Below are 26,689 nucleotides of genomic sequence, written 5' to 3'. Positions count from 1 at the left end.
GTGCTGCTGGTAGAGATCGATATAGTCGGTCTTCAGGCGGGTGAGGCTCGCTTCGACCGCCGACATGATGTAGCGCCGCGAGGCGCCCTGTTTGGTGCCGTCGGTCGCCATCGGCTTGGAGAATTTGGTGGCGAGCACGATGTCCTTGCGGCGGTTGCCCAGCACGGTGCCGAGCACGGTCTCCGAGCCGCCCATGCCGGCATAGATGTCGGCTGTGTCGAACAGGGTGATGCCGAGATCGATCGCCTTGTGGATCACCTTGCGCGAGGTTTCGAGGTCGGTGCGCTGGCCGAAATTGTTGCAGCCGAGGCCGACCGCGGACACGCGCAGCCCGGAGCCGCCGAGATTACGAATTTCCATGAGACAATCCTGTGGGATAGGCGAGGGGTGCCGCGCATTGTGACAAGCACGCCAGGGCCCGGCAAGGTGCCGTCCTACCGCCGATCGCGCATGGCAAAGTCGCAAAAATGGCGATGTCGCAAAATGAGATGTCGCAAAAAAAGCGGTCCCGGTCAGACGCGGCGACTGACGGGGACCGCTCGGCGAAGATCTGAGACGGGGGGCCTGATCTGCGCGAGCGCAAGCCTAGCCGGGCTTTGTAACGTGCCGGTGACACCTCTGTTCAATCCACAGGCGCGGATGCGGGCTCAGACAATCTTGCGATAGATGACGAAGCCGGGCTTGTCCGCGACCTTGTCATAAAGCTGCATCGTGGTGTGGTTGGTCTCATGCGTCTGCCAGTAGACGCGCGGCGAACCCACGAGCCTGGCCTGCGTGTAGACACCGTTGATCAACGCGCGGCCAACGCCCTTGCCGCGCGCGGCTTCGCTGGTGAACAGATCCTGCAAATAGCAGGTCGGCGCGATCGCCGTGGTCGAGCGGTGAAACAGATAATGCGTCAGCCCGAGCAATCTGCCGCCGGCGTCGGCGACCAGTGCATGCACCGGCTCATAGGCATCGAAGAAACGCTCCCACGTCATCGCGGTGATCTCGGGCGCGAGCGCGGTCGGCCCGGATCGCTCATAGAAGGCATTGTAGCCGTCCCACAGAGGAAGCCACTGGGCGTAGTCGTCGCGCGTGACGAAGCGGATGGTGACGTCGTCGGCCATGGAGATTCCTGGATGATCCTGCTTGCGGGCGATGCGTCCGCACCGCCCGCGAGATTCTACCGTCGCTATCTCGCAGGATCAATTGCGGACGAGGTCGCGCCTCACTCGGCGGCGCGCAGCAGTCGCGCCAGATGGCGTTCGCGGCCGGCGCGCTGCGCCCGGTATTCGTCGGCTTTGGCGGGATCGTCGGTGTGCCGTACGAGGTCGGTGACCGGCGTGTAGCTCAGCATGCGGCCGCCGTCGGGCAGTGCGGTGCAGCTGAAGCGCAGCACCTGGCCGTCGGCGAGGCTGAGATTGATCGGCGTGGAGTCGCCGGCACGCATCATCGCGATGCGCTCGGCGATGAATGCGCTCAGCTCGTCCTCCGGCAGTTCATAGGCGCCGGTATCGCGGCCGTGATACATCAGCGCGACGAAGGGCGGCCTGCTGTCGGCCTGCGCATCGGACAGCGCGAAATAGTCGCGGAAGGCGCGGTTGATGAAGTCGGCGCGGGTGTCGGCGTCGAGCAGCACGATGCCGATGTCGACCTGGTCGAGCGCGGCGGCGAGCCGCTCCGAGGTCGCGTGATGCTGCTGGTCGGCGGCAAAGGCGTCGATCCATTTCTGCCGCAGCATTCCGGTGATCACGGCGGTGCCGGCCGCGGTCGCCGCCAGCATCAGCATCCGCACGACGTCGGCTGTGTCGTAACCGGGCAGCGCGCGATGATCGAGGAAGAACAGCGCCGAGGCGGCCACCGCGATCGCGGCGGAGATCAGGCCGGAGGTGATGCCGCTGATCGAGCTCGCAAGCGCCACGATGCAGACGAACAGCGGCGCGGGATTGGGGACGGCGACAACGAGGCGATCGATCAGGAAGGCGGCGGATGCCGTGATCGCCGTCAGGGCCGGACCTGAAATGGCACGCCAGTCGAACCGCATGCGCGTTCTCGCTGTCTGTCAAACGAACGATAAAGCCGCAGTTTGACGACAGGGCCGCAACGGCGCCGGCATTTCCGTGACGACCGTTAAGCGGGCGTTGCGAGGGCCGAACCAGCTTTCGCTGCTTTCAAATCAAATGATATGCAGATCGGCGCGGAACCCGGTTCCGTGCCTGCGGGTTACCGCGTGCTTTGCTTGCAAGAGGACAATCGATGCCCGCCATTTCGCCTTCGCTTTTGCCGATCCTGATGCTGTTCGCCTCGAACGTCTTCATGACCTTCGCCTGGTACGGCCATCTCAAGTTCAAGGATCATTCGCTCCCCATCGTCATCCTGGTGAGCTGGGGCATCGCCTTCTTCGAATACTGGCTGGCGGTGCCGGCCAATCGCTGGGGCAGCGCGGTCTACTCGGCGGCGCAGCTCAAGACCATGCAGGAGGTGATCACGCTGGTCGTGTTCGCCGCCTTCTCGGTGTTGTACCTGAAGGAGCCGCTGGGCTGGAATCACGCGCTCGGATTTGCGTTCATCGCCGCCGGCGCGTTTCTCATCTTCCACAAATGGGGCTAATGCTTCACCTCGCCCCGCATGCGGGAGAGGTCGGAACGCATCGTTAGATGCGTTCCGGGTGAGGGGGACTCTCCGCAAACGCAGCCATCACGGTATATGCGGATATGGCCCCTCACCCCAGCCCTCTCCCCGTAAGAACGGGGCGAGGGAGCACACTGCCGCCGCCGTTCGACCTGATCTCATCGCGCTTTAGTGGTGCGGGGCCGGCTTGGCGGCGGGCGTCGTGACATGCGCGGGGCGTGCGTGGTCTTCGCCTTGCGTGCCGGTCACGATCAGGAGCGATGCCGCCAGCAGGATCGCCGCCGACAGCGTCACGGTCACAAGTCCGACGGGGGTCTTCATCATGTCGCGCCGCTGTCTCTCCCGCGCCTTGCCGCGGATCAGGTGCCAACCGGAAATTGCTTGATTACGCCGGGATCGCCGTTGCCATGGTGATGTTGCTCGACAGCACGGTCACGGCGACGACCAGGCACAGCGTCAGCGCGCCAAGCGCGAGCGACGCGGCGATCGCGTTCGTCAGCCGGGATGATGCCACCGGGGCAGGGCGGCCATCGAAGCCTGCCGTGCCGGACCACCGTTTCATGGTCTAAATCCCTCAGGCCGCGAGCGAATCACTCGCGACATCCGCGCGAATCTGCCGGTTGTCACCGGCAACATTGCGGCGGCGGCGCCGTCCAAAAATGGCTAAAATACGGCGGTAGCGCGGGTTCTGCCCGCTATTTAGGCAGTTTCCCCGTTATTCCCTGGATTCACACCCAGCCGTTCAGACGCCGGCCGCGAGGCGGGGTTCAGGCTCGGCCTCGGTACCAGGCTGCCAGTCCATCGAGACGAATCCGGGGGTCTGCTCGACCCGCTTGAGCCAGGCGCGGATCGACGGAAAGGTCGCCAGGTCGAAGTCGCAGCGGTCGGCGACGTGGGTATAGCCGTAGAGGGCGATGTCGGCGACGGTGAGCTGTCCGGCGGCGAAATAGGCGTGCTCCTTGAGGTGATTTTCCATCACCTGCAGCGCCGCATAGCCGCGCTCCATCCAGTCCTCCAGCGCGTGCGTCTGCAGGTCGCGTCCGCCCTTGACCAGCGACAGCCAGAAATAGGCGGCGCCGATGTTCGGCTCCAGCGCGTGCTGCTCGAAGAACATCCACTGCAGCGCCTCGGCGCGCTCGATCCGCGACTCCGGCGCCAGCGGTGTGCCGATCGCGACGTACCAGAGGATGGCATTGGACTCGGCGAGATGGCGGCCTTCGGCGACCTCGAGCAACGGCACCTGGCCGCTCGGATTTTTGGCCAGGAATTCCGGGGTGCGGCTCTCGCCGCGCAGGATGTCGATCTCGATCGCCTCGTACGGCGTGTTCAGCACGGCAAGCGCCAGCCGGACCTTGTAGCTGTTGCCGGAGCGCTGCATCGAATAGAGCTTGTACATTGCGTCGGTGTTCACTCGGGTCAGGGAGACGGTACGCTCGAATTGCGCGGCCTGTCACACCGCAACGCCGCTAAACAATGATGCCGACGGGGGTGCGTCGCAAGCCCTGCAGTGTGGAAAAAGTCGAAACGTCTACCGCACTGCACGCGTGCAGAACGATTCCATCAACACGGCAGAACAACTCGGATCACGCCTGCGCGACGCTATGCACGGTGCCGGTCGATGGCAAGGTCGATACCAAGGTCGCGACCATGACCGGCGCGCTGCAACCCACAAACCTTAACGCGGCATCCTTGGCGGCACGACGCGCCGGTCTGCGTTGACGGCCCGCCGCTAGCGCTGTCGGGCAGGTGCCGCGCGGCATTGTCCTCGGAGCAATCCGTGCCGGCGCATGCCGCCGAAGGCCCTGCCGGCAAGGCCGGAGCTATGGTCACCGGCCTTGCCGGATATGAGTCATCCGGCGCCGGAACTTGCGGAAAATTGCGCGCGCGGCGAGCCATGCGCGAAAGTTTTCGTGCTTTACCGCCAAGCTTCTTGCGGTGCAGCGGCGACAGGCCTAGGGTGCCGCGATCCCATTCAAATCAAGTCGTGGCCCAACGGCTCACGACGTTTGCCAGGAGATGATAATGGCCTTCCTGTCCGCTGCGCTCGACCGTGTGAAGCCGTCCGCGACGATCGCGGTCACGGACAAAGCACGCGCGCTGAAAGCCGCGGGCCGCAACGTCATCGGCCTCGGCGCCGGCGAGCCTGACTTCGATACGCCCGCCAACATCAAGCTGGCGGCGATCCACGCGATCGAGGCCGGCAAGACCAAGTACACCGATGTCGGCGGCATTCCGGAGCTCAAGGAAGCCATCATCAACAAGTTCGCGCGCGAGAACGGCCTGACCTACAAGCCGAACCAGGTCATCGTCGGCACCGGCGGCAAGCAGGTGCTCTACAACGCGCTGATGGCGACCATCAATCCGGGCGATGAGGTGATCATCCCGGCGCCGTACTGGGTCAGCTATCCCGAGATGGTGGCGCTCGCCGGCGGCGAGTCGGTGCCGGTGGTTTGCCCGGCCTCGACCGGCTTCAAGCTGCGTCCGGAAGATCTCGAGAAGGCCATCACGCCGAAGACCAAATGGGTGATCCTGTGCTCGCCCTCGAACCCGACCGGCTCGGCCTATACGAAGAGCGAGCTCAAGGCGATCACCGACGTGCTGGTCAAGCATCCGCATGTCTGGGTGATGACCGACGACATGTACGAGCACCTCGTCTATGACGACTTCGTCTTCACCACGGCGGCGCAGGTCGAGCCGAGCCTGTACGATCGCACGCTGACCGTGAACGGCGTGTCGAAGGCCTACTGCATGACCGGCTGGCGCATCGGCTATGCCGGCGGCCCGGCGCAGCTGATCAAGGCGATGGCGACGATCCAGTCGCAGTCGACCTCGAACCCGTCGTCGATCGCGCAGTGGGCTTCGGTCGAGGCGCTCAACGGTCCGCAGGACTTCATCGCCGCGAACAACAAGGTGTTCAAGGAGCGTCGCGACCTCGTGGTGTCGATGCTCAACCAGGCGAGCGGCATCGAGTGCCCGCGGCCGGAAGGCGCATTCTACGTCTATCCGTCCTGCGCCGGCACGATCGGCAAGAAGGCGCCGTCCGGCAAGCTGATCGACAACGACGAGGTGTTCGTCACCGAATTGCTCGAGAGCGAAGGTGTCGCCGTGGTGCAGGGATCGGCATTCGGGCTCGGCCCCGCGTTCCGCATCTCCTACGCCACCAAGACCTCCGATCTCGAGGATGCCTGCAAGCGCATCCAGCGCTTCTGCGGTAATCTGCGGTAGGTCGATCCGAACTTGAAAAACGCTCCCGCACCTGGTGCGGGAGCGTTTTTGTTTGTGTGCTGAATCGCGCGCCGGTAGATTCGACGAGTCAAATCACATCCTGCTCACCTCACGCGCGTGTGTGCGAACATCGATGCCACACGCGGGAAGTTTTTACGGCGTCTTTGCGCACTGCCTTGTTTTGGACACGAGCCTTCCTTCCTGTCCGCCGCGCAAATTCAGTTCACCTTGCGGAGACAGTTCAATGCGACTTTCGACCCTCACCCTTGCAGCGCTTGCGTTGCTGGCGCCGTTCGCCACCGCCAACGCGGCGCCTCAGGTTCAAGCCGGGGTCCTGCAATGCCAGGGCGGCGAGAATGTCGGCTTCGTTGTCGGCTCTGTCGCGCGCCTCGAATGCGTGTTCCAGAGCGGCGGCCGTCGGCCCGAGCCCTATGTTGCGACCGTGAAGCGGATCGGCGTCGACCTCGGCGTCACCGCGACGACCCAGCTCGCCTGGGCCGTGAGCGCGCCGACCACGCAGCTCCCGCGCGGTGCGCTGGCCGGCAGCTACGGCGGCGTCGGCGTCAACGCCTCGGTCGGCCTCGGTGCCGGCGGTAACTTCCTGTTCGGCGGCCCGAACAACGCCTATGCGCTGCAGCCGGTCAGCGTGCAGGGCCAGACCGGCCTCAACGTTGCGGCCGGCATCGCCGGCATCGATCTCGAGCCGGTCCGCTACAACGGTCCGCGCCGGCATCACCGTCACCACCGTCATCATCACCACCACTAAGTTGTTGGTGTCTCATCAAGAGGCCCGCGAAAGCGGGCCTCTTTTTTGTTGTCTGTTGTTTGCTGTCCGTTGCTCGACCACATCGGCAGGCCGGGAGGAACATAGCAGCGTCGCAACATCTCCTGACAATCGGTGACCGGGCACCGCAAATTCTGGCTGGACATACGGTGTTGTGGCATAGGATGCGGACGGCGCCGCAGACACGGCGCCGTTCTGTTCTCTGCTCGCGTCATGCCTCTCAGCTGGAGACTCCGCCATGCGTCGCTTCACTCTCCTCGCCGGTGCTGCCATTGCCACGCTGACCGCAATCGTCGGCGCCAGCGCCCAACAGCCGATCCAGCGCGTGCAGGTCGGCGTCTTGGAATGCCGCGGTGGCGCGAGCGTCGGCTTCATCGTCGGTTCCGTGACCCATCTCGGTTGCGTGCTGCGCGCCAATGGTCTGCCTGAGGATCGCTACATCGCGACCATCCAGAAGGTCGGCATCGATCTCGGCATCACCCAGGAATCGGCGCTGGCCTGGGGCCTCTACGCACCGGTGGAGCGGCTCGGGCCGGGTGCGCTCTCCGGCAACTATGCCGGCGCGCAGGGCAGCGCGACGCTCGGTGTCGGCGTCGGCGGCAACGTGCTGGTCGGCGGCTCCGACAACACGATCGCCCTGCAGCCGCTCAGCGTGCAGGGCCAGGTCGGCATCAACATCGCCGCCGGCCTCGAGAGCCTGGAGCTGCGTCCGGGCCGCTAACGCGCGCCCTTGCGGTTGATCAGCTTGCCGAAGAAGCCGCTCGCTTCTTCGGCAACGATCGTGGGCGCCTCGGCGTGAACGTAATGCCCGGTCTCGACGAACCTGATCGAAGGTTCGCTCCAATAGTCTCCCAACCTGTCCGACCATTCGGGCGCGATCAACGGATCGCGACGGCCCCAGAGAAAGCGCGAGGGCACGTCGATGCGCGGCTGCGCCGGCAGCTTGCCTTCCAGCCAGCGCCGGCGATTGGGCGCGGACGAGAGATACCAGTCGAAGCCGCCCTGGATGTTGCCCGGCTTCATGAAGTTGTCGACATAGGCTTCCAGCAGCTCGCCGAACACGGCGGGATCGTCGCCCGACCAGTGGTCGAGGAAATGTCGGAAGTAGAGCCGGCATGACTCGCGCGAGCTTCCGACCAGTTGCGCGGCCCATGGCAGCTGCTGGAAGTATTGATACCAGACCTCGATCAGGTGGCCGGGCTGGCCGTAGCGGTGCCCGAGGCCCGGATAGGGCGTGCAGAGATAGAGCGTGCCGGTCAGCCGTTGCGGCTGTCGATGCGACATCGCCTGCATGACATAGGCGCCGAGATCGCCGCCGATTACGCCGAAGCGGTCATGGCCGAGCGCGTCCATGACGGCAAACATATCCAGCGCGTGGCGCTCCGCGGTTGCGGACGCATCGGGCCCCGGTGTCGGCTTGCCGGTGTCGCCGCAGCCGCGCAAGTCGGGCGCGATCAGTTCGAAGCTGTCGCCGAGGCGCAGCATCAGCGGGCGCCACACCAGCCAGAACTCCGGCCAGCCGTGAAGCAGGAGCATCGGCGGCCCCTTGCCGAAGCGCGCGACGTTGACGCGCAGGCCGCCGATATCGATCTTCTGTTGTGTGATGCCTGCCGCGGCTGCATCCGCGAAGGCTTTTTCAAGCGCCGTCATGGAGACTCCCTGTGGTTTGCCGCAGGCTGTCCGCGTTCGCGCGTCCGGTCCAATACTCGTTCGATACGGTTGCAGAGCTATTGCGTATGACTGACGGCACCCGCCGCCGTGCTATACCGCCGGCATGGAATTGCGACACCTTAGATATTTCGTGGCGCTCGGCGAGGAATTGAACTTCACCCGCGCGGCCGAGCGACTGCACATCGCGCAACCGCCGCTGAGCCAGCAGATCCGTCAGCTCGAGGACGAGCTCGGCGTGACGTTGCTGCAGCGGAATAGCCGTCCTGTCAGGCTCACCGAGGCGGGCGAGCTGTTGCTTGCGCGCGCCCGCGCGCTGCTCGCAAATTTCGAGACCGCGGTCGCGGACACGCGGCGCGTCGGGCGCGGCCAGGCCGGCAAGCTCGCGATCGGATTCGTCGGCTCCGCGATGTTCGCCGGTCTGCCCGATCTCATCGGCAGCTATCGCGACGCCTGTCCCGACGTCGAGCTCGTGCTCGACGAGATGCTGGCGGCCGAGATTGCCGAAGCGCTGCGACGACGCCGGATCGATGTCGGCTTCGCACGCCCGGCGCTATTGCCGGAGGCGGGACTTGCCCAGCGCCTGATCCTGGAGGAGCCCTATGTCGCGGCGTTGCCGCGCGCGCATCCGCTTGCCGAGAGGGACGACATTGCGCTTGCCGAATTGTCCGACGATGCCTTCGTGCTGTATCCGGCGCGACCGGAGCCGTCGGTCACCGGCCTGATCGTCGCCGCGTGCCAGGCCGCCGGCTTCACGCCGCGGCTCGCGCAGGAGGTGCTGCATCTGCAAACCGCGATTGGCCTGATCGCCGCCGGCGTCGGTGTATCGCTCGTCCCGGAGGCCGCTGCAAGCGCGCAGACCGGTCGCGGCGTGGCGTATGTCCGCTTGGCCGCGCCGGCGGTGACGGCTCCGCTCACGATTGCGTGGCGCGATGAAGATGTCTCGCCCGCCGTGCAGCGTTTGCTCGACCTTGCGACGCGCTTGCGCGAGATTGCTCCGGGACTTGCGCGAAGGAACTGAGGCAGCGGCCGCAATTGTCCGGACGATGGCTCGGGATTGCAAACTTACGCGACGCCGCACCGCAGCGACGTTTTCCCGCTTGCCAAATGTCAAACGCAGGCAGAGCATAAACGGTCGCCGACCCAATCATGGGCCGAGCTCCAAAACGAGGAGGCGGCAATGGGACAAGACGTCAGAAGTCCCCGAGGTCCACGGTGCATCGCATTGGTGGGCCCTTTCCAAAGCGGTAAAACCACACTTCTGGAAGCGATCCTGGCGCGCACTGGCGCCATTAAGAATGCCGGCAGCGTCGATGCCGGAACCTCCGTCGGCGATGCCAGCCCCGAGGCGCGTCAGCACAAGATGGGCGTAGGCCTGACCGCCGCCACCACCACCTTTATGGGGGACAGCTACACCTTTATCGATTGTCCCGGCTCGGTCGAATTCGCGCACGACATGCGTGCAGCGTTGCCGGCGGTCGATGCCGCGGTCGTGGTCTGCGAAGCCGACGAGAAGAAACTGCCGCAGCTGCAGATCATCCTGCGCGAGCTCGAGGAGCTCGGAATTCCCCGTTTTCTATTCCTGAACAAGATCGACCGCGCCAACAAGCGCGTCCGCGAGACGCTTGCGACGCTGCAGCCAGCCTCGCGCGTGCCGCTGGTGCTGCGCCAGATCCCGATCTGGAACGGCGATCTGATCGAAGGCTTTGTCGATCTCGCGCTGGAGCGCGCGTTCGTCTATCGCGAGCACAAGCCGTCGGAGGTGATGGCGCTCGAGGGCGGCAATCTCGATCGCGAGAAGGAAGCGCGCTTCTCGATGCTTGAGAAGCTCGCCGATCATGACGACGCGCTGATGGAGCAATTGCTGGAGGATATCCAGCCGCCGCGCGATGCCGTGTTCGACGATCTCGCCCGCGAACTGCGCGAAGGCCTGATCTGTCCGGTGCTGCTCGGCGCTGCGAGCCGCGAGAACGGCGTGCTGCGCCTGATGAAAGCGCTGCGCCATGAGGCGCCCGGCGTTGCCGAGACCGCCAATCGGCTCGGCATCAAGGACCAAAAGGATGCGCTGGCCTACGTGTTCAAGACCGTGCACTTGCAGCACGGCGGCAAGCTGTCGCTGGCGCGCGTGCTTGCGGGCCGGCTCGACGACGGCATGACGCTGCAATCCTCAAGCGGCGAGAGCGGGCGCGTCTCCGGCATCCTCGCGGTCTCGGGCGCGCATGACAGCAAGCGGCCGCAGGCCGAGGCCGGCGACACTGTCGCGCTCGGCAAGCTCGATGCGATCAAGACCGGTGATACGGTCTCGAGCGGCAAGACGGCGCCGGCCTCGCTGGTCAAGGTCGAGCCGGCCGCGGCCGTGCTGTCGATCTCGATTGCCGCGACCGACCGCAAGGACGACGTCAAGCTCGGCCAGGCGCTGCTGCGGCTGAACGAGGAAGATCCCTCGCTGACGATGATCCAGAACCCGCGCACCCACGACACCGTGCTGTGGGGGCAGGGCGAGATGCATCTGCGCGTGGCGCAGGAACGGCTCAAGGACCGCTACGGCGTCAACGTCAAATCGCATCCGCCGGCGATCGGCTACCAGGAAACCATCCGCAAGGCCATTACCCAGCGCGGCCGGCACAAGAAGCAGTCCGGCGGCCACGGCCAGTTCGGCGACGTCGTGCTCGACATCAAGCCGAAGCCGCGTGGTTCCGGCTTCGAATTCCACGAGAAGGTGGTCGGCGGCGCGGTGCCGCGCAACTATATCGGCGCGGTGGAAGAGGGCGTCGTCGACGCGCTGGCGCGCGGCCCGCTCGGCTTTCCCGTGATCGACGTCGACGTCACGCTGACCGACGGCTCCTATCACAGCGTCGATTCCTCCGACCTTGCGTTCCGCACCGCGGCGCGGATCGGGGTCAGCGAGGGGTTGCCGCAGTGCCAGCCGGTGCTGCTGGAGCCGATCCATATGGTCGAGATCGTCTGTCCGAACGAAGCGACCGCCAAGATCAACGCGATCCTGTCGGCGCGCCGCGGCCAGATCCTCGGCTTCGACACCCGCGAGGGCTGGATCGGCTGGGATTGCGTCCGCGCCACGATGCCGGAATCCGAGATCGGCGACCTGATCGTCGAGCTGCGCTCCGCCACCGCCGGCGCCGGCACCTTCACCCGCCAGTTCGACCGCATGGCCGAAGTGACGGGCCGCGCCGCCGACCAGATCATCGCCGCGCATCGCGACGCGGCCTGATCCAATTGTCATTCCGGAGCGCTCGCGCCCGCGAGCGAATCCGGAATCTCGAGATTCCCCAATGCGCAATCGCGCATTGGGATTCGATGCTGTCGCATTGCCCCGTAATGACGGGGAGACTGCTTCGCTCCCTTCCTTCCCAAGCCGACTGCTTTCATGAACATTGTCGTTCTGAACACTTGGAGCGATTCCCACCGTCATGCTTGAATCCCGCCGTAACCTGGCGCTGGCCTGCGCACTCAGCGCGCTGGCCGGTTATGTCGACGGCATCGGCTATCTGCATCTCGGCGGGCTGTTCGTCTCCTTCATGAGCGGCAACTCGACGCGGCTCGGCGTGACGCTGGCCGAGGGGCATTGGCAGCACGCCCTGGAAGCGCTGGAGCTGATCGTGCTGTTCGTCGCCGGTGCCGCAGCCGGCAGCCTGATCGTGCTCAGCGCGCTGGCGCATCGCCAGCCCCTGCTCCTGCTCGTCGAGGCGTGGCTGTTGACGGCGGCGGCGGTGGCCTATGCCTATGGCCTGCCGAGCGCCGCGGTCGCCGCCATCGTGCTGGCGATGGGGCTCGAGAACGCCGTATTCCAGCTCGAAGGCGGCGCCGGGCTCGGCCTCACCTATGTCACCGGGGCGCTGGTGAAGGCCGGCCAGCTGATCGCCGCCGCGCTCACCGGCGGCGCGGGCTGGGCCTGGCTGCCGAACCTGCTGCTGTGGGCGGCGCTGGTCGCGGGCGCGCTCGCCGGGGCGCTGGCCTATGGCTGGATCAACCTCGCCGCGATCTGGTTCGCCGCAGCCGCCGCGTTCGCCCTCAGCGCGCTGGTTGCCGCATCCGCGAAGCGGATGGATTGACAGCGCGCCTGCCTTGGCCGATGTCACAATCATGACGTCCTCAAGCAAAACCCGCGCCGCGTGCCTGATCGGCTGGCCCGCCGCGCATTCCCGCTCGCCGCTGATCCATCATTACTGGCTGCGCACGCTCGGCATCGAGGGCGGCTATGTGATCGAGGCGGTGCCGCCGGAGGATTTCAAGGATTTCCTGTTCCGCCTGTCGCTGCGCGGCTTCGTCGGCGCCAATGTCACCATTCCGCACAAGGAGCGCGCGCTGGCGCTGTCGGCACCGGACGAGCGCGCCCGTGCCGTCGGCGCCGCCAACACCTTGTGGTTCGCCGATGGCGAGTTGCGCTCGACCAACACCGATGTCGAAGGCTTCATCAACAATCTCGACGCCTGCGCGCCGGGCTGGGACAAGACCGAAGACGCGCTGGTGCTCGGCGCCGGCGGCGCGGCGCGTGCGGTGGTGTTCGGCCTGATCGAGCGCGGCATCGCGCGCGTGCATCTGGTCAATCGCAGCATCGATCGCGCCCGCGCGCTGGCCGGGCAATTCGGCGCGCGGGTTCATCCTGCAGCCTGGGACAAGGTTGATGAGCTGCTGCCGCGCGCCGGCCTGCTGGTGAATACCACCTCGCTCGGCATGCATGGTCAGCCCGCGCTCGAGGTCGATGTCGGTCTGCTGCCGCAGGGCGCGGTTGTCTCCGACCTCGTCTATGTACCGCTGGTGACGCCGCTGCTTGCGGCGGCAGAGGCGCGTGGTCTGAAGACCGCTGATGGACTGGGCATGCTGCTGCATCAGGCGGTGCGCGGTTTCGAATTGTGGTTCGGGCGGCGTCCGCACGTCACGCCGGAACTGCGTGCGCTTGTTGAGGCCGATCTCACAAAGACTTGAGGCCTGGAATAGCATCTCCGGAACGGGGTCTGGTGTTAGTCCCCCCGCGTTCCCTCCCGGAGATCAGTTATGCCTGCCAGCCGTTCCCATCTCATTCGGCCGTTCATTGCGCTCGCGATGGTGACGGTGTCCACGCTCTACGCGCTCGCTCAGCAGCCGCCGACGCCGACGCGGGTGCGTGGAACCGTCGAGAGCGTCGACGGCGATACGCTCGCGGTGAAGTCGCGTAGCGGCGAGGACGTCAAGCTGCACATGGCAGGCAACATGGTGGTGCTCGGTCTCACCAAGGTCGCGCTGTCCGACATCAAGGTCGGTTCCTTCATCGGCACGACCACCGTGCCCGGTCCCGACGGCACACCGAAGGCGGTCGAGGTGCATGTCTTCCCGGAGAACATGCGCGGCACCGGCGAAGGGTCGCGGCCCTACGATCTGAAGCCGAACAGCAGCATGACCAATGCGACCGTCGCGCAATCCGTCGTCGGCAATGACGGCCACACATTGCTGGTCAAATACAAGGACGGCGAGAAGAAGGTGGAGGTCGCCCCCGATACCCCGGTCGTGACCTATGTTCCCGGCGACAGAGCGGACCTGAAGGCCGGCGCCAAGGTCATCGCTTTCATGAAAAAACTGCCGGACGGCTCGCTTGAAACCGATCGCGTCAGCGTCGGCCGCGACGGGCTTACGCCGCCGATGTGACGCACAATGTCATCCCGGGGCGATGCGAAGCGTCGAACCCCAATGCGCAATTGCGCATTGGGGATCTCGAGATTCCGGGTCTGGTCCTTCGGACCATCCCGGAATGATGATCTGAACGGGCCACATCAGAACACGCGAGCGCATCACCTGTCCGTTATCGCAGTAACGGCACCCTCATCCGGCGCGTAGTTGTCGTGTGAGCCGTCGCTTCCGCGAGAAGTTGTGGCTTGCACGGAATACCACCAATTCCCCGGTGTTCCCTAATCCGCCAGCCCAACCCATGAGGGACACCATGCCGAAATCGCCGCTGTTCGCCGCGTTGCTTCTTGTTGCCTTTGCCTCGGCTGCATCTGCACAGCAGCCGCCGGCGGTGCGCATTCGCGGCACCATCGAGGCCGTCGACGGCGCCATGCTGTCGATCAAATCGCGCGACGGCGCCGACATGAAGGTGCGGACCACCGACAACGTCGCGGTGTTCGGCGTCGCCAAGACCGATCTGTCGGAGATCAAGCCAGGTTCCTATATCGGCGTCACCGCGATGCCCGAGCCCGACGGGACGCAGAAGGCGATCGCGGTTCACATCTTCCCGGAGAACCAGCGCGGCGCCGCCGAAGGCTTCCGCCCCTGGGACCTGCGCGCCAACTCGACCATGACCAATGCCACCGTCGCCGAGACCGTGAAGGGCACCGACGGCCAGAACATCACGGTGAAGTACAAGGACGGCGAGAAGAAAGTCGTGGTGCCGCCGGGCACCCCGGTCGTCACCTTCGTCGCCGGCGACAAGTCGGAGCTGAAGCCAGGCGCCAAGATCATCATCTTCGGCGCGGTGAAGAAGGACGACGGCACACTGGAAGCCAACCGCGTCAATGTCGGACGCGACGGGATCGCACCGCCGATGTGAGGCTGAACAGGCTCTGCTGTCGTCCCTGCGAAAGCAGGGACCCATAACCACAGGGTTGAGTTGCTGAAGCGCGCTGTCGCCGCAGCGCTGGGAAACGACGGCCATCGGTGGTTATGGGTCCCGGGTCGCGCTTCGCTTGCCCGGGACGACGAAGATTGCGTAGCCCGGATGGAGCGCAGCGCAATCCGGGCCCAATCTATCCGCGAGGAAGACCCGGATTAGCTTCGCTTCATCCGGGCTACGATAATAGCGCCGGCGGCTAAACCGCCAGCACGTGATCGTCGATCTCGGCGATGGTGTTGACGCCGCACAGCCCCATCGTGGTGGTGAGCTCCTTGCCGAGGATATCGATCGCCTTGGCGACGCCTTCCTGGCCGCCGGCGCCGAGGCCGTAGGCATAGGCGCGGCCGATCATGCAGGACTTCGCGCCGAGCGCCAGCGCCCGCATGACGTCCATGCCGGTGCGGATGCCGCCGTCGAACATGATCTCGAGCTTCGAGCCGACCTCATCGACGATCTCCGGCAGCACCTCGATCGAGGACGGCGCGCCGTCGAGCTGGCGGCCGCCATGGTTGGAGACCACGATCGCCTGCGCGCCGGTCTTGGCGGCAAGCTCGGCGTCCTCGACATCGAGAATCCCTTTGAGGATCAGCTTGCCCGGCCAGATGCTGCGGATCCAGTCGATGTCCTTCCAGCTCAGCGAGGTGTCGAACTGCGAGGCGGTCCATTCCGACAGTTTCGTCAGATCTTCGGTGCCTTTGACGTGGCCGGCAATGTTGCCGAAGGTGCGGCGCTTGCCTTGCAGCACGCCTGACACCCAGGCGGGCTTGGTCGCGAAGTCGATCAGCTTCGACAGCGACCATTCCGGCGGCACCGTCATGCCGTTCTTGATGTCCTGGTGGCGCTGGCCGATCACCTGCAGGTCGACGGTCAACACCAGCGCCGAGCATTTCGCGGCGATCGCGCGCTCGATCAGCGACTTGATGAAGCCGCGGTCCTTCATGACGTAGAGCTGGAACCAGAACGGCTTGTCGACGGCGGCCGCGATGTCCTCGATCGAGCAGATCGACATCGTGCTCTGGGTGAAGGGAATGCCGGCCGCCTGCGCGGCGCGGCAGGCGTAGATCTCGCCGTCGCCATGCTGCATGCCGAGCAGGCCGACCGGCGCCAGGATCAGCGGCATCGCGGCCGGCTCGCCGAGGATCGTGGTCGCCAGGGTGCGCTTGGACACATCGACCAGGATGCGCTGGCGGAACTTGATCTGCTGCAGATCTTCCGAATTCGCGCGCAGCGTGTCCTCGGTGTAGGAGCCGCGGTCCGCATAATCGAAAAACGCCTTCGGCACCCGGCGCTTGTGCAGCTGGCGCAGATCTTCGATGCAGGTAATGTGCTTCATGGACGTTCCCGGCCCTTCTTCTGTGTCGCAAGTTCGATGTCGCGAGCCTTGTTTTGAGCAGCAAGTCTTGCGGGTGTTCGATCTTGTCGTCATCTAGCATGGATGGGTGGCCTGCCAAATCGAAGACGGATGGGAGAGCGCGATGACCCAATCAGGCTCCAAGCCGAAAGCAGACGAGAACGCCGAGAAGCGCCGGCTCGACGAGGCCCTGGAGGAGGGGCTGGAGGAGACGTTTCCCGGTTCCGACCCCGTCAATGTCACCCAGCCGGCCCCCACCAAGGGCGACCAGCACGTCAAGCGCAGCGGCAAAGGGTAGGGGACAGGGTTCGTTCCCGAGGTTGCCGAAAGAGCGATAATGTTATATCTTTCAGTGCGTTAAAGTCGAAGCGCGGGGTTTGGCCCCGGTAATGATTCATCATATTTTTTGAAGTCATTTTAGTGCCTGGCAGTCTATAAGGCCGATGCACGCTAGACTGGTAGGCGTTCGGGACTCTCTCGCCGGGTGGTTCGAGAGGTCCGTGTTGGGGGTTACATGAGCCGCAAATATTTCGGGACCGATGGAATTCGGGGCCGCGCCAATGGACTGATCACGCCGGAGCTCGCGCTCAAGGTGGGGCAGGCCGCGGGATTGGTGTTTCAGCGTGGCGACCATCGCCATCGCGTCGTGATCGGCAAGGACACGCGGCTGTCCGGCTACATGATCGAATACGCCATGGTCGCGGGTTTCACCTCGGTCGGTATGGACGTGCTGCTGGTCGGCCCGATGCCGACCCCGGCGATCGCGATGCTCACCAAGTCGATGCGCGCCGACCTCGGCGTCATGATCTCGGCGTCGCATAATCTTTTCGAGGACAACGGCATCAAGCTGTTCGGCCCGCAGGGCTTCAAGCTGTCCGACGATGTCGAGAAGCAGATCGAGCAGCTGCTCGACGAATCGCTCGACCGCCGCCTGGCGCAGAGCGCGAGCCTCGGCCGCGCCCGCCGCATCGACGGCGTCCATGACCGCTACATCGAATTCGCCAAGCGCACGCTGCCGCGCGATCTCTCGCTCGACGGCCTGCGCGTCGTGGTCGACTGCGCCAACGGCGCCGCCTACAAGGTGGTGCCGGAAGCGCTGTGGGAGCTCGGCGCCGACGTGGTGCCGATCGGGGTCGAACCCGACGGCTTCAACATCAACAAGGAATGCGGATCCACCTCGCCGGAAGCGCTCTCGCGGAAGGTGCGCGAGATGCGCGCCGACATCGGCATCGCGCTCGACGGCGATGCCGATCGCGTCATCCTGGTCGACGAGCGCGGCCACATCGTCGACGGCGACCAGCTGCTCGCGGTGATCGCGCAGAGCTGGAAGGAGGAGGGGCGCCTCGCCAAGCCCGGTATCGTCACGACCGTGATGTCCAATCTCGGGCTGGAGCGCTTCCTGCAGGGCCTCGGGCTGCAGATGGTCCGCACGCCGGTCGGCGATCGCTATGTGCTCGAGCAGATGCTGAGCGGCGGCTACAATCTCGGCGGCGAGCCGTCGGGCCATATCATCATGTCGGACTATTCGACGACCGGCGACGGTTTCGTCGCGGCGCTGCAGGTGCTGGCCGTGGTGCAGAAGCTGCGCCGCCCGGTGTCGGAGATCTGCCGGCGTTTCGATCCATTGCCGCAGATCCTGAAGAACGTGCGCTATCGCAGCGGCAAGCCGCTCGACGACGCCGAGGTCAAATCCGCGATCACCGACGGCGAGAAGCGCCTCAACGGCCATGGCCGTCTCTTGATCCGTCCCTCCGGCACCGAACCGGTGATCCGCGTCATGGGCGAAGGCGACGATCGCATCCTGGTGGAAGAGGTCGTCGACAACATCGTCAGCGCACTCGGCCACGCCGCCGCGGCTTAAGCTCCGTCCGGCCTCGTCAGCTCGTGATCCGTCATCCTGAGGAGCGCGCCCTTGCGCGCGTCTCGAAGGATGCACGGCCCGTTGTCGCAATGTGGCGAGCGCCGGGCCGTCGACCCTTCGAGACGCGCGGAGCCTGTCATCGGGCCGCGCTTTGCGCGGACCCGTTGGCGCTCCTCAGGGTGACGGGGATAGAGTTTGGCCGCCGGCTGGCCACACAGCGCATCGCTGCCATCGGCTAACGCAACTGGTTTGCCTCACCTCCGCGTCGTACGACACGGAGGTATTTTTGCGAATCTGTCCGGGAATGCTGCATTGAACAAACCCGTCGTGAGCAAACAGGCGCTGGGCGAGCCGGTGCTGGTGCCGGAGCTGACGGCCGCGAAGGTCGCCGCCGCTGCGGGGCCGGCCTATGTCGTGCTTGCCGGCATCAGCTTCTCGCACTTCCTCAACGACACGATGCAGTCGCTGATCGCCTCGGTCTATCCGATCCTGAAGGACAATTACGCGCTCGACTTCGGTCAGATCGGCATGATCACGCTGGCGTTCCAGTTCACGGCGTCGCTGCTGCAGCCGCTGGTCGGGCATTTCACCGACAAGAAGGCGCAGCCGTTCTCGCTTGCGATCGGCATGGGCTTCACCTTCTTCGGGCTGTTGCTGCTCAGCGTTGCGCACACCTATGGGGTCATCCTGATCGCGGCTTCGCTGGTCGGCCTCGGCTCCGCGGTGTTCCATCCGGAATCGTCGCGCATCGCGCGGCTGGCGTCAGGCGGCCGTTACGGTTTCGCGCAATCGGTGTTCCAGCTCGGCGGCAGTTTCGGCACCTCGATGGGACCGGTGCTCGCAGCACTGATCGTGGTGCCGTTCGGCCAGCCCTCGATCGCCTGGTTCTCCTCGATCGCGTTCCTTGCCATCGTGATCCTCTGGCGCATCGGTGTCTGGTACAAGCCGCAGATATCGGGCAAGAAGGCGGCCGCCGTCGAGCGGCATCCCGACCATCCGGATCAGCGGCGCGTGAGGATCGCGCTCGTCGTGCTGGTCGCGCTGCTGTTCTCCAAGCAGCTCTATGTCTCGAGCCTGTCGAGCTACTACATCTTCTATCTGATCGATCGCTTCGGTGTCTCGACGCAGGCGGCGCAGCTCTATCTGTTCATCTTCCTTGCCGCCAATGCCGCGGGCGCGTTCATCGGCGGTCCGCTCGGCGACCGCTTCGGCCGCAAATACGTGATCTGGTTCTCGATCCTCGGCGCGCTGCCGTTCACGCTGGCGCTGCCGTATGCCGGCCTGTTCGCGAGCGCCGTGCTGACGGTCGTGATCGGTTTGATCATCTCGTCGGCGACGTCGGCGATCATCGTGTTCGCGCAGGAATTGATGCCGCATCGCTTCGGCATGATCTCCGGCGTGTTCTTCGGCGTCGCGTTCGGGATCGGCGGTCTCGGCGCCGCCGTGCTCGGCAAGCTCGCCGACCACACCTCGATCGCCTTCGTCTATCAGCTGTGCGCCTTCCTGCCGGCGATTGGGCTGCTCGCGGTGTTCCTGCCGAAGATGCCGAACGCCGTGCGCTGAACGGCTCGGCCGCAGAGGCGACGCCCGCGTTAAGCATTCGCTAACACACGCGGCTCGCGTGCCCTGCGAACGGCACGCATGCGTCAACGCTTCATTAGCACTTGTGGCGGGATCGCGATGTTTCGTCGCCGACCTGCGTCATTTATGGACCCATAAGCGACAGCTGCAGAGAAAGGTGAGAGAAAATCAACCTTAAAAATTAGGGTTAAGTGCCGCTTAAACATTTCCTGCCATCGTCCGGCCGTGAGTTTCAGACGTGGGGCTTTCGTGTCGCCTCACTTGGCCCAAAAGGACGAAGCCAATGCGTAGCGTAAAGACCCTGATTGCCGCCGGTGCGGCATCTCTGTTGTCCTCGGCGACGTTCGCCGCCGACATGCCCATCATGCCGCCACCTCCGATGGCGTATGCTCCTCCGCCGGTCCAGGATTTCGGCGGCTGGTACCTGCGCGGCGACATCGGCATGACCAGCAGCAAAGGCAGGCTGCACGTCAACGCGTATGACACGCTGCCCGCCGGCGCGCTCACCCAGGTTGGCCATGGCTTCGACGGCGGCACGCTCTACGGCATCGGCGTCGGCTATCAGTTCAACAGCTGGTTCCGCGCCGACATCACCGGTGAGTACCGCTCGAAGGTGAGCTTCAACGGCACCGACTTCGTGACCTTTCCCACCAACTCGATCGCCGATGCCTATCATGGCGGTTTCCAGAGCTGGGTCGGCCTCGTGAACGTCTATGCCGATCTCGGCACCTGGTGGTGCTTGACGCCGTTCATCGGCGCCGGTGTCGGTGCTGCGACGATCAAGACCTCGGCCTTCTCCGACGTCACCACGTTCCCGGGAGCGTCCGGTTTCACCGGTTCCTTCGCCGCCGACGGCGCGACCAAGACCAACCTCGCCTGGGCAGTGCATGCCGGTGTCGCCTACAAGGTCACCAACAATTTCACGGTCGAACTGGCTTACCGCTATCTCGACATGGGCACCGCGGGGCAGGGTAACGGTCGCTCGTTCGATGGCAGCAATGCTGGTCCGTCGTCGTTCCAGTTCCGGGATATCACGTCGCAGGACGTCAAGCTCGGCGTGCGCTTCGCCCTGCCTTGCTGCGACGTGCCGCCTCCGCCGCCGCCGCCCCCGCTGATCCGCAAGGGTTAATTTCAAGCCTTCACGGTTAACGATTGAAACGGCGCGGGACCATCCCGCGCCGTTTTTCTTTGCCGCATCATGGCACGAACCTTCTGCAACTTGCGTGCTCGAAAACCGGCGGCGACAACGATTGGTTAAGGTTAACAGGCGATGATCAACGCGAAATCGGTGCGGTGGATGGAGCGTTGCAATGCGTAGGTTGGTGCTGGCGGCGATGATGTTCGGGGCGATGACCGGCGCACATGCGGCCGACATGCCCGATTTCCTTCGCGGCAGTCTCCCCGCTTCCAGCGCGCCAACCAGAAACTGGGACGGCTGGTATGTCGGCGGCCAGGTCGGCCAGACATGGATCAACACCGACTTCGGCGGGAGTGTCGCGTCCTTGACCAACTCCATCTTCCGCAACACCACGCTGCAGGCGCCGACGTCGCAATTCAACTTGCTTGGCCGGGTCAATGCGCAAAGCTCGGGCTTCGGAGCGTTTGTCGGGCGCAACTGGCAGTATGACGACGTCGTGGTGGGTGTCGAAGCAAACTATACCTATTGGTCTGGGCTTACGACCACGACCTTTGGAAGTCTGGGGCCGATTCAGGTCGCTCAGCCAACCCTGGTCCTGCCACCCGGCGCCACTGCGGCAGACAGCGTGTCGTTGAATGGAAGCGCTGCGCTGAAGCTCAAGGATGAGATGACGTTCCGCGGACGCGCGGGTTGGGCAACCGGTGACTTTCTGCCGTACATCTTCGGCGGTCTTGCCGTCGGCCGAATGGACGTTGCGCGCACTGTCACGAGCTCTGTGAACCGGACGATCAATTTCGCTGATGGAAGTTCGACCAGCTTTGCCCTACCGCAGTTTTCCCAGACCGTGACGGATGCGAAGACGAACAACTACGTTGCCGGCTGGACCGCTGGTCTCGGCTTGGAATACATGTTGTGGAACTGTGTTTTCGTGCGAGGCGAGTGGGAATACGTCAAGTTCACGCCGGTCAAGAACACGTCGGTCACGCAAAACAGCGTGCGTGCTGCAATCGGCTACAAGTTCTGACCCACGCCACTCGGCTTGACACCGCAATCTGCGGCTGATCGGATATCGCTCCGCAAGCGGAGCAATCTCACATGAAAATCTACGGCGACGCCAATTCAGGCAACTGCCTGAAGGTGAAATGGGTGTGCGACAGGCTGGCGCTGCCGTACACATGGGTCGAGATCGACACCATGAAGGGCGGCAGCCGGACCGCGGAATTCCTCAAGCGAAACGGCTGGGGTCAGGTGCCGACGGTTGAGCTGGATGACGGCCGCACGCTCGCGCAATCCAACGCCATCATTCGCTATCTCGCGCGCGGCAGCGACCTGATCCCGAGCGATCCCTATCGCGCGGCGCAGATGGATGCCTGGATGTTCTGGGAGCAGAACAGCCACGAGCCTTATGTCGCCGTCTGCCGCTTTCAGACCGTGTATCTCGGCAAGGCCATCTCGGAGATCGATCCGAACCTCGTCAAGCGCGGCTATGTCGCGCTCGATCATTTGGAGCGGCATCTGGCGGGCACGCAATTTTTGGTCGGAGACGCGTTCTCGCTCGCCGACGTCTCGCTGCTCGCCTATACGCGTGTCGCGGAAGATGGCGGCCTCGAGCTCGCGCGCTATCCCGCGATCCGTCGCTGGATCGCCGACGCCGAGCGCGTGCTCGCGCTGCCGCCGGTCCGCTGACCTCAGGTGAATGCCGCCATGACTGAAGCTTCATCCATCACGATCCGCCGCGCCCGCCGCGAAGACGTCGCCGCCATCGTCGGCATGCTTGCGGACGATCCGCTCGGCAGTGCGCGCGAGCGGATCGAAGACCCGCTGCCGCAAAGCTATTACGAAGCCTTCGCGCGGGTCGAGCGCGATCCCAATTTGCAACTCGTCGTCGCCGTCGACGGTGAGGGCGTCGTCGTCGGCTGTCTGCAGCTTGCGGTTCTGCCGGGCATCAGCTCGCAAGGCGGCTCGCGCGGCTTGCTCGAGGACGTTCGCGTTGCAAAACATTGCCGCAGCCGCGGCATCGGCGAGAAGCTGGTGCAGTGGGCAGTCACCGAGGCGCGCGCGCGAGGCTGCATGCTCGTCGAATTGCTGACGCATCAGACGCGGGTCGATGCGCAGCGCTTCTATGAACGGCTTGGGTTCGCGCGCAGCCATGTCGGGATGACGATTCGCTTTTGAAACGCGCGCACGAAGTTGTGCCATCTACCGGGCAATACCTGCGGCAGCGGATGGTCTGCGATCCGGTTAATAGCCAATAAACTAAGTCGACCTCCGTGATTTTGCGGGTCGGAACGAGTCCGGTATGTCGGACGTCTCCCACGGGGCGGCGGGCAACTGGGGATTGGAATGTCGGATTATTCGATCGTGCGGGTCGGCAACGAGTACATCGTGCAGGCCGGCGAGAAGAGCATTTTGAAAGTATCGAGCCGGCGCAGGGCGGTTAAGATCATGACTCTGGCGGCAGATTTGCTTGATCAGGAGACGATCCAGCAGGTCGAGGACGTCCCATCAATCAGCCGTGATGCCCGGATTGTTCCAGACGAGTCCGAACTTTCTTGACGTTTGGGTACCTTTCCACTATCCCCGACCGCGGGAAACCTCTCCCCACCGAGAGGCAGCTATCTGGAAGGGTAGATTATGACTGCAGCGAAGCCCGCTTCGCGGCCCGATGTGCCGCATTTTTCTTCCGGCCCCTGTGCCAAGCGCCCCGGCTGGAACCCCAACAATCTCAAGGACGCCGCCCTCGGCCGCTCGCATCGTGCGAAAGTCGGCAAGGCCAAGCTCAAGCTCGCGATCGAACTGACGCGCGAGGTGCTTGAGGTGCCTGCCGATTACAAGATCGGCATCGTGCCGGCGTCGGATACCGGCGCGGTCGAGATGGCGCTGTGGTCGCTGCTCGGCGCGCGGCCCGTCACCACGCTCGCCTGGGAATCCTTCGGCGAGGGCTGGGTCAGCGACATCGTCAAGGAATTGAAGCTGAAGGACGTCACCAAGCTCAACGCGGCCTATGGTGAAATCCCCGATCTCTCCAAGGTCGATCCGAAGTCGGATGTCGTCTTCACCTGGAACGGCACCACCTCGGGTGTGCGCGTGCCGAACGCTGACTGGATCAGCGCGGATCGCGAAGGCCTGACGATTTGCGACGCGACCTCGGCCGCCTTCGCGCAGCCGCTCGATTTCGCCAAGCTCGACGTCGTCACCTTCTCCTGGCAGAAGGCGCTCGGCGGCGAAGCCGCGCACGGCATGCTGATCCTGTCGCCGCGCGCTGTGGAACGGCTCGAGACCTACAAGCCGGCCTGGCCGCTGCCGAAGATCTTCCGCCTCACCAAGGGCGGCAAGCTCAACCAGGGCATCTTCGAAGGCGAGACCATCAACACGCCGTCGATGCTTTGCGTCGAGGACTATCTCGATGCGTTGAACTGGGCGAAGTCGATCGGCGGCCTGAAGGCGCTGATCGCCCGCGCCGACGCCAACACCAAGGCGCTCGCCGACTGGAAAGCGAAGACGCCCTGGATCGACTTCCTGGCCAAGGATCCCGCGATCCGCTCCAACACCTCGGTGTGCCTTAAGTTCACCGATCCCGCGATCACCTCGCTTCCTTCAGACGCACAGGCCGACTTCTGCAAGAAGCTGGTCGCGCTGGTGGAGAAGGAGAACGCCGGCTTCGACTTCGCGTATTACCGCGACGCGCCGGCGGGTTTGCGGATCTGGTGCGGCGCCACCGTCGAGGCAAAGGATGTCGAGCTGCTGACACGGTGGATCGACTGGGCCTTCGCCGAGACCAAGGCAGCGTTGCCCAAGGCGGCTTAAGTTTTCTCTTGTCACCTCTCCCCGTTCTTACGGGGAGAGGTCGGATCGCGCAGCGATCCGGGTGAGGGCCCTCTTGGCTTGTTCCTCGCCCGTGGCTGCCGCTCACCCCAACTCTCTCCCCGCAAGGCGGGGAGAGGGAGAAGTGATCAGAGACTTCACCACATCGGTCCAGGAGACCCGCCCGCCGCAGGGCAAAGGAACAATCGAGATGACAAAACCTAAAGTTCTGATTTCCGACGCGCTGTCTCCCGCCGCCGTGCAGATTTTCAAGGATCGCGGCGTCGAGGTCGACTTCCAGCCCAACCTCGGCAAGGACAAGGAAAAACTCGCCGAGATCATCGGTAATTACGACGGCCTCGCGATCCGATCGGCCACCAAGGCGACCGCCAAGCTCATCGAGAAGGCGACGAGGCTGAAGGTGATCGGCCGTGCCGGCATCGGCGTCGACAATGTCGAGATTCCGGCCGCGACCGCCAAGGGCATCATCGTGATGAACACGCCGTTCGGCAATTCGATCACGACCGCCGAGCATGCCATCACCCTGATGCTGGCGCTGGCGCGCGAGATCCCGCAGGCCGACGCCTCGACCCAGGCCGGCAAGTGGGAGAAGAACCGCTTCATGGGCGTCGAGATCACCGCCAAGACCCTCGGCGTGATCGGCTGCGGCAATATCGGCACGATCGTCGCCGACCGCGCGCTCGGCCTGCGCATGAAGGTGATCGCATTCGATCCGTTCCTGTCGCCGGAGCGCGCCAAGGACATCGGCGTCGAGAAAGTCGAGCTCGACGATCTCTTGAAGCGCGCCGACTTCATCACGCTGCACACGCCGCTGACCGAGAAGACCCGCAACGTGATCGATGCGGCCGCGATCGCCAAGATGAAGAAGGGCGTGCGCATCATCAACTGCGCGCGCGGCGGCCTGGTCGACGAGCAGGCGCTGGTCGACGCGCTGAACTCCAAGCACGTCGCGGGCGCCGCCTTCGACGTGTTCGTCGAGGAGCCGGCAACCTCGAACGTGCTGTTCGGCCATCCCAACGTGATCTGCACTCCGCATCTCGGCGCGTCGACCACCGAAGCGCAGGAAAACGTCGCGCTGCAGGTCGCCGAGCAGATGTCGGACTATCTGCTGTCGGGCGCGATTTCCAATGCGGTCAACTTCCCCTCGATCACCGCGGAAGAGGCGCCGAAGCTGAAGCCGTTCATCGAGCTCGCCGAAAAACTCGGCTCGTTCGCCGGCCAGCTCACCGAGAGCGGCATCCTCAAGACAGAGATCACCTATGAGGGCCACGTCGCCGAGATGAAGATCAAGGCGATCACCTCGGCGGTGCTGTCGGGCCTGCTGCGCCCGATGCTGGGCGAGGTCAACGTGGTCTCGGCGCCCGTCGTCGCCAAGGAGCGCGGCATGGTGGTGGACGAGGTCGTCCGCGCCGCGCAGAGCGACTATGAAAGCCTGATCACGGTCACCGTCACCACCGAACGCCAGGAGCGTTCGGTGTCCGGCACCGTCTACGCCGACGGCAAGCCGCGCCTCGTCGACATCAAGGGCATCCGCGTCGACGCCGAGTTCGGCAAGTCGATGATCTACGTGACCAACGAGGACAAGCCGGGCTTCATCGGCGCGTTCGCGAGCCTCTTGGGTGATGCGAAAATCAATATCGCGACCTTCCATCTCGGCCGCGTCAAGCAGGGCGGCGACGCCATTGCGCTGGTCGAGGTCGACGGCGCGGTGCCGCCGGAGCTGCTCGCCAAGGTACAGACGCTGCCGCAGGTGAAGCAGGCCAAGGCATTGACGTTCTAGTTCGCGATCCGGCGGCTTGTCCGCACTCTCGATTTACCTCCCGCTTGCGGGGTCGAGACGAGCGAAGCTCGCTCTTAGGTCGGGTCGCATCGTAAGATGCGATCCGGGTGGGGCTCTCTCCTCACAAGGATTCTCGACTGCGGAAATACCCCCACCCCAACCCTCCCCCGCAAGCGCAGGGGTATCGCATTTCGTGGCGGTGCCCTCGTGGCCATCCTTCGAGACGCCCGCCTTCGGCGGGCTCCTCAGGATGAGGTCT

At 64.6% G+C, this 26,689-nt stretch carries 28 protein-coding genes; 20 read left to right on the top strand and 8 right to left on the bottom strand.

The window, feature by feature from the left end; translation table 11 throughout:
- From PMN64_RS31470 to PMN64_RS31460, 3 genes are all read right to left on the bottom strand, one after another.
- The coding region (locus tag PMN64_RS31470) for an aldo/keto reductase (protein ID WP_411783493.1) at positions 1 to 360 on the bottom strand (360 nt) is incomplete at its 3' end.
- Between the two features lie 287 nt (positions 361 to 647).
- Positions 648 to 1,109 carry an N-acetyltransferase family protein gene (locus PMN64_RS31465; protein WP_411783491.1) on the bottom strand — a complete coding sequence of 154 codons (462 nt, stop codon included), beginning with the start codon at positions 1,107 to 1,109 and terminating at the stop codon, positions 648 to 650.
- A 101-nt stretch (positions 1,110 to 1,210) separates the two neighbouring features.
- Positions 1,211 to 2,026: a PAS-domain containing protein gene (locus PMN64_RS31460; RefSeq protein WP_411783490.1), complete on the bottom strand. Its 816-nt coding sequence runs from the start codon at positions 2,024 to 2,026 to the stop codon at positions 1,211 to 1,213.
- Between the two features lie 212 nt (positions 2,027 to 2,238).
- Between PMN64_RS31460 and PMN64_RS31455 the strand changes: the two genes are divergently transcribed.
- Positions 2,239 to 2,592, top strand: a complete 354-nt coding sequence (locus PMN64_RS31455; RefSeq protein ID WP_028336063.1) for a DMT family protein — start codon at positions 2,239 to 2,241, stop codon at positions 2,590 to 2,592.
- 189 nt (positions 2,593 to 2,781) lie between these two features.
- Here PMN64_RS31455 and PMN64_RS31450 read toward each other — a convergent pair whose 3' ends face one another.
- The 3 genes from PMN64_RS31450 to PMN64_RS31440 all read right to left on the bottom strand — a co-directional run bounded on the left by PMN64_RS31450 (position 2,782) and on the right by PMN64_RS31440 (position 4,009).
- On the bottom strand, positions 2,782 to 2,937 hold the full coding sequence (locus tag PMN64_RS31450; protein WP_162832398.1) for a hypothetical protein: 156 nt from the start codon (positions 2,935 to 2,937) through the stop codon (positions 2,782 to 2,784).
- Positions 2,938 to 2,998: 61 nt separating this feature from the next.
- Positions 2,999 to 3,175: a hypothetical protein gene (locus PMN64_RS31445; protein WP_168859259.1), complete on the bottom strand. Its 177-nt coding sequence runs from the start codon at positions 3,173 to 3,175 to the stop codon at positions 2,999 to 3,001.
- A 180-nt stretch (positions 3,176 to 3,355) separates the two neighbouring features.
- Complete coding sequence (locus tag PMN64_RS31440; protein ID WP_057015955.1) at positions 3,356 to 4,009, bottom strand: glutathione S-transferase family protein; 654 nt, start codon at positions 4,007 to 4,009, stop codon at positions 3,356 to 3,358.
- Positions 4,010 to 4,635: 626 nt separating this feature from the next.
- Between PMN64_RS31440 and PMN64_RS31435 the strand changes: the two genes are divergently transcribed.
- The 3 genes from PMN64_RS31435 to PMN64_RS31425 all read left to right on the top strand — a co-directional run bounded on the left by PMN64_RS31435 (position 4,636) and on the right by PMN64_RS31425 (position 7,343).
- Positions 4,636 to 5,838 carry a pyridoxal phosphate-dependent aminotransferase gene (locus PMN64_RS31435; protein ID WP_411783489.1) on the top strand — a complete coding sequence of 401 codons (1,203 nt, stop codon included), beginning with the start codon at positions 4,636 to 4,638 and terminating at the stop codon, positions 5,836 to 5,838.
- Between the two features lie 244 nt (positions 5,839 to 6,082).
- On the top strand, positions 6,083 to 6,604 hold the full coding sequence (locus tag PMN64_RS31430) for a DUF992 domain-containing protein (protein ID WP_028340562.1): 522 nt from the start codon (positions 6,083 to 6,085) through the stop codon (positions 6,602 to 6,604).
- Positions 6,605 to 6,860: 256 nt separating this feature from the next.
- On the top strand, positions 6,861 to 7,343 hold the full coding sequence (locus PMN64_RS31425) for a DUF992 domain-containing protein (protein ID WP_411783488.1): 483 nt from the start codon (positions 6,861 to 6,863) through the stop codon (positions 7,341 to 7,343).
- Here the strand turns inward: PMN64_RS31425 and PMN64_RS31420 are convergent.
- Positions 7,340 to 8,272 (bottom strand): alpha/beta fold hydrolase, encoded by a 933-nt coding sequence (locus tag PMN64_RS31420; protein WP_411783486.1) that lies wholly within the window; start codon positions 8,270 to 8,272, stop codon positions 7,340 to 7,342. The genes PMN64_RS31425 and PMN64_RS31420 overlap by 4 nt on opposite strands.
- 124 nt (positions 8,273 to 8,396) lie before the next feature.
- Between PMN64_RS31420 and PMN64_RS31415 the strand changes: the two genes are divergently transcribed.
- The 6 genes from PMN64_RS31415 (at position 8,397) to PMN64_RS31390 (ending at position 14,831) form a co-directional block, all read left to right on the top strand.
- The gene (locus PMN64_RS31415; RefSeq protein ID WP_304497164.1) at positions 8,397 to 9,311 is read left to right on the top strand and encodes a LysR substrate-binding domain-containing protein; all 915 of its coding nucleotides are present in this window, start codon (positions 8,397 to 8,399) and stop codon (positions 9,309 to 9,311) included.
- A gap of 159 nt (positions 9,312 to 9,470) precedes the next feature.
- The gene (locus tag PMN64_RS31410; protein ID WP_304497163.1) at positions 9,471 to 11,519 is read left to right on the top strand and encodes an elongation factor G; all 2,049 of its coding nucleotides are present in this window, start codon (positions 9,471 to 9,473) and stop codon (positions 11,517 to 11,519) included.
- Positions 11,520 to 11,718: 199 nt separating this feature from the next.
- The gene (locus PMN64_RS31405) at positions 11,719 to 12,360 is read left to right on the top strand and encodes a YoaK family protein (RefSeq protein ID WP_304497162.1); all 642 of its coding nucleotides are present in this window, start codon (positions 11,719 to 11,721) and stop codon (positions 12,358 to 12,360) included.
- Between the two features lie 31 nt (positions 12,361 to 12,391).
- Positions 12,392 to 13,234 (top strand): shikimate dehydrogenase, encoded by an 843-nt coding sequence (locus PMN64_RS31400; protein WP_411783485.1) that lies wholly within the window; start codon positions 12,392 to 12,394, stop codon positions 13,232 to 13,234.
- A gap of 117 nt (positions 13,235 to 13,351) precedes the next feature.
- A complete protein-coding gene (locus PMN64_RS31395; protein ID WP_411783494.1) occupies positions 13,352 to 13,930 on the top strand; it encodes a hypothetical protein in 579 nt (192 codons plus the stop codon).
- Between the two features lie 292 nt (positions 13,931 to 14,222).
- Positions 14,223 to 14,831 carry a hypothetical protein gene (locus PMN64_RS31390; protein ID WP_028340555.1) on the top strand — a complete coding sequence of 203 codons (609 nt, stop codon included), beginning with the start codon at positions 14,223 to 14,225 and terminating at the stop codon, positions 14,829 to 14,831.
- A 259-nt stretch (positions 14,832 to 15,090) separates the two neighbouring features.
- Here PMN64_RS31390 and PMN64_RS31385 read toward each other — a convergent pair whose 3' ends face one another.
- Positions 15,091 to 16,227: an alpha-hydroxy acid oxidase gene (locus tag PMN64_RS31385; protein ID WP_028340554.1), complete on the bottom strand. Its 1,137-nt coding sequence runs from the start codon at positions 16,225 to 16,227 to the stop codon at positions 15,091 to 15,093.
- 142 nt (positions 16,228 to 16,369) lie between these two features.
- Here PMN64_RS31385 and PMN64_RS31380 point away from each other — a divergent pair, with 142 nt between their 5' ends.
- The 10 genes from PMN64_RS31380 to serA all read left to right on the top strand — a co-directional run bounded on the left by PMN64_RS31380 (position 16,370) and on the right by serA (position 26,430).
- Positions 16,370 to 16,543 (top strand): hypothetical protein, encoded by a 174-nt coding sequence (locus PMN64_RS31380; RefSeq protein WP_196238153.1) that lies wholly within the window; start codon positions 16,370 to 16,372, stop codon positions 16,541 to 16,543.
- A 216-nt stretch (positions 16,544 to 16,759) separates the two neighbouring features.
- Positions 16,760 to 18,106 carry a phosphoglucosamine mutase gene (gene glmM, locus PMN64_RS31375; RefSeq protein ID WP_016846677.1) on the top strand — a complete coding sequence of 449 codons (1,347 nt, stop codon included), beginning with the start codon at positions 16,760 to 16,762 and terminating at the stop codon, positions 18,104 to 18,106.
- 312 nt (positions 18,107 to 18,418) lie between these two features.
- Positions 18,419 to 19,669, top strand: coding sequence for an MFS transporter (locus PMN64_RS31370; protein WP_411783484.1), 1,251 nt, complete (start codon positions 18,419 to 18,421; stop codon positions 19,667 to 19,669).
- Between the two features lie 301 nt (positions 19,670 to 19,970).
- Positions 19,971 to 20,816 (top strand): outer membrane protein, encoded by an 846-nt coding sequence (locus PMN64_RS31365; RefSeq protein ID WP_028340552.1) that lies wholly within the window; start codon positions 19,971 to 19,973, stop codon positions 20,814 to 20,816.
- Positions 20,817 to 20,997: 181 nt separating this feature from the next.
- Positions 20,998 to 21,849: an outer membrane protein gene (locus PMN64_RS31360; RefSeq protein ID WP_411783483.1), complete on the top strand. Its 852-nt coding sequence runs from the start codon at positions 20,998 to 21,000 to the stop codon at positions 21,847 to 21,849.
- Positions 21,850 to 21,920: 71 nt separating this feature from the next.
- The gene (locus PMN64_RS31355; protein WP_411783482.1) at positions 21,921 to 22,511 is read left to right on the top strand and encodes a glutathione S-transferase family protein; all 591 of its coding nucleotides are present in this window, start codon (positions 21,921 to 21,923) and stop codon (positions 22,509 to 22,511) included.
- An 18-nt stretch (positions 22,512 to 22,529) separates the two neighbouring features.
- A complete protein-coding gene (locus PMN64_RS31350) occupies positions 22,530 to 23,000 on the top strand; it encodes a GNAT family N-acetyltransferase (protein WP_240536835.1) in 471 nt (156 codons plus the stop codon).
- 168 nt (positions 23,001 to 23,168) lie between these two features.
- A complete protein-coding gene (locus tag PMN64_RS31345) occupies positions 23,169 to 23,381 on the top strand; it encodes a hypothetical protein (RefSeq protein WP_411783481.1) in 213 nt (70 codons plus the stop codon).
- Between the two features lie 78 nt (positions 23,382 to 23,459).
- Complete coding sequence (locus PMN64_RS31340) at positions 23,460 to 24,632, top strand: phosphoserine transaminase (protein WP_411783480.1); 1,173 nt, start codon at positions 23,460 to 23,462, stop codon at positions 24,630 to 24,632.
- Between the two features lie 208 nt (positions 24,633 to 24,840).
- Entirely contained in the window at positions 24,841 to 26,430 is a 1,590-nt protein-coding gene (serA, locus tag PMN64_RS31335) for a phosphoglycerate dehydrogenase (RefSeq protein ID WP_028340546.1), read from the top strand.
- Positions 26,431 to 26,689 lie beyond the last annotated feature (259 nt).

Origin of the sequence: Bradyrhizobium sp. UFLA01-814, from assembly GCF_046718885.1 — a bacterium.
GTDB lineage: Bacteria > Pseudomonadota > Alphaproteobacteria > Rhizobiales > Xanthobacteraceae > Bradyrhizobium > Bradyrhizobium elkanii.
This window is presented reverse-complemented; position numbering and strand designations above follow the sequence as displayed.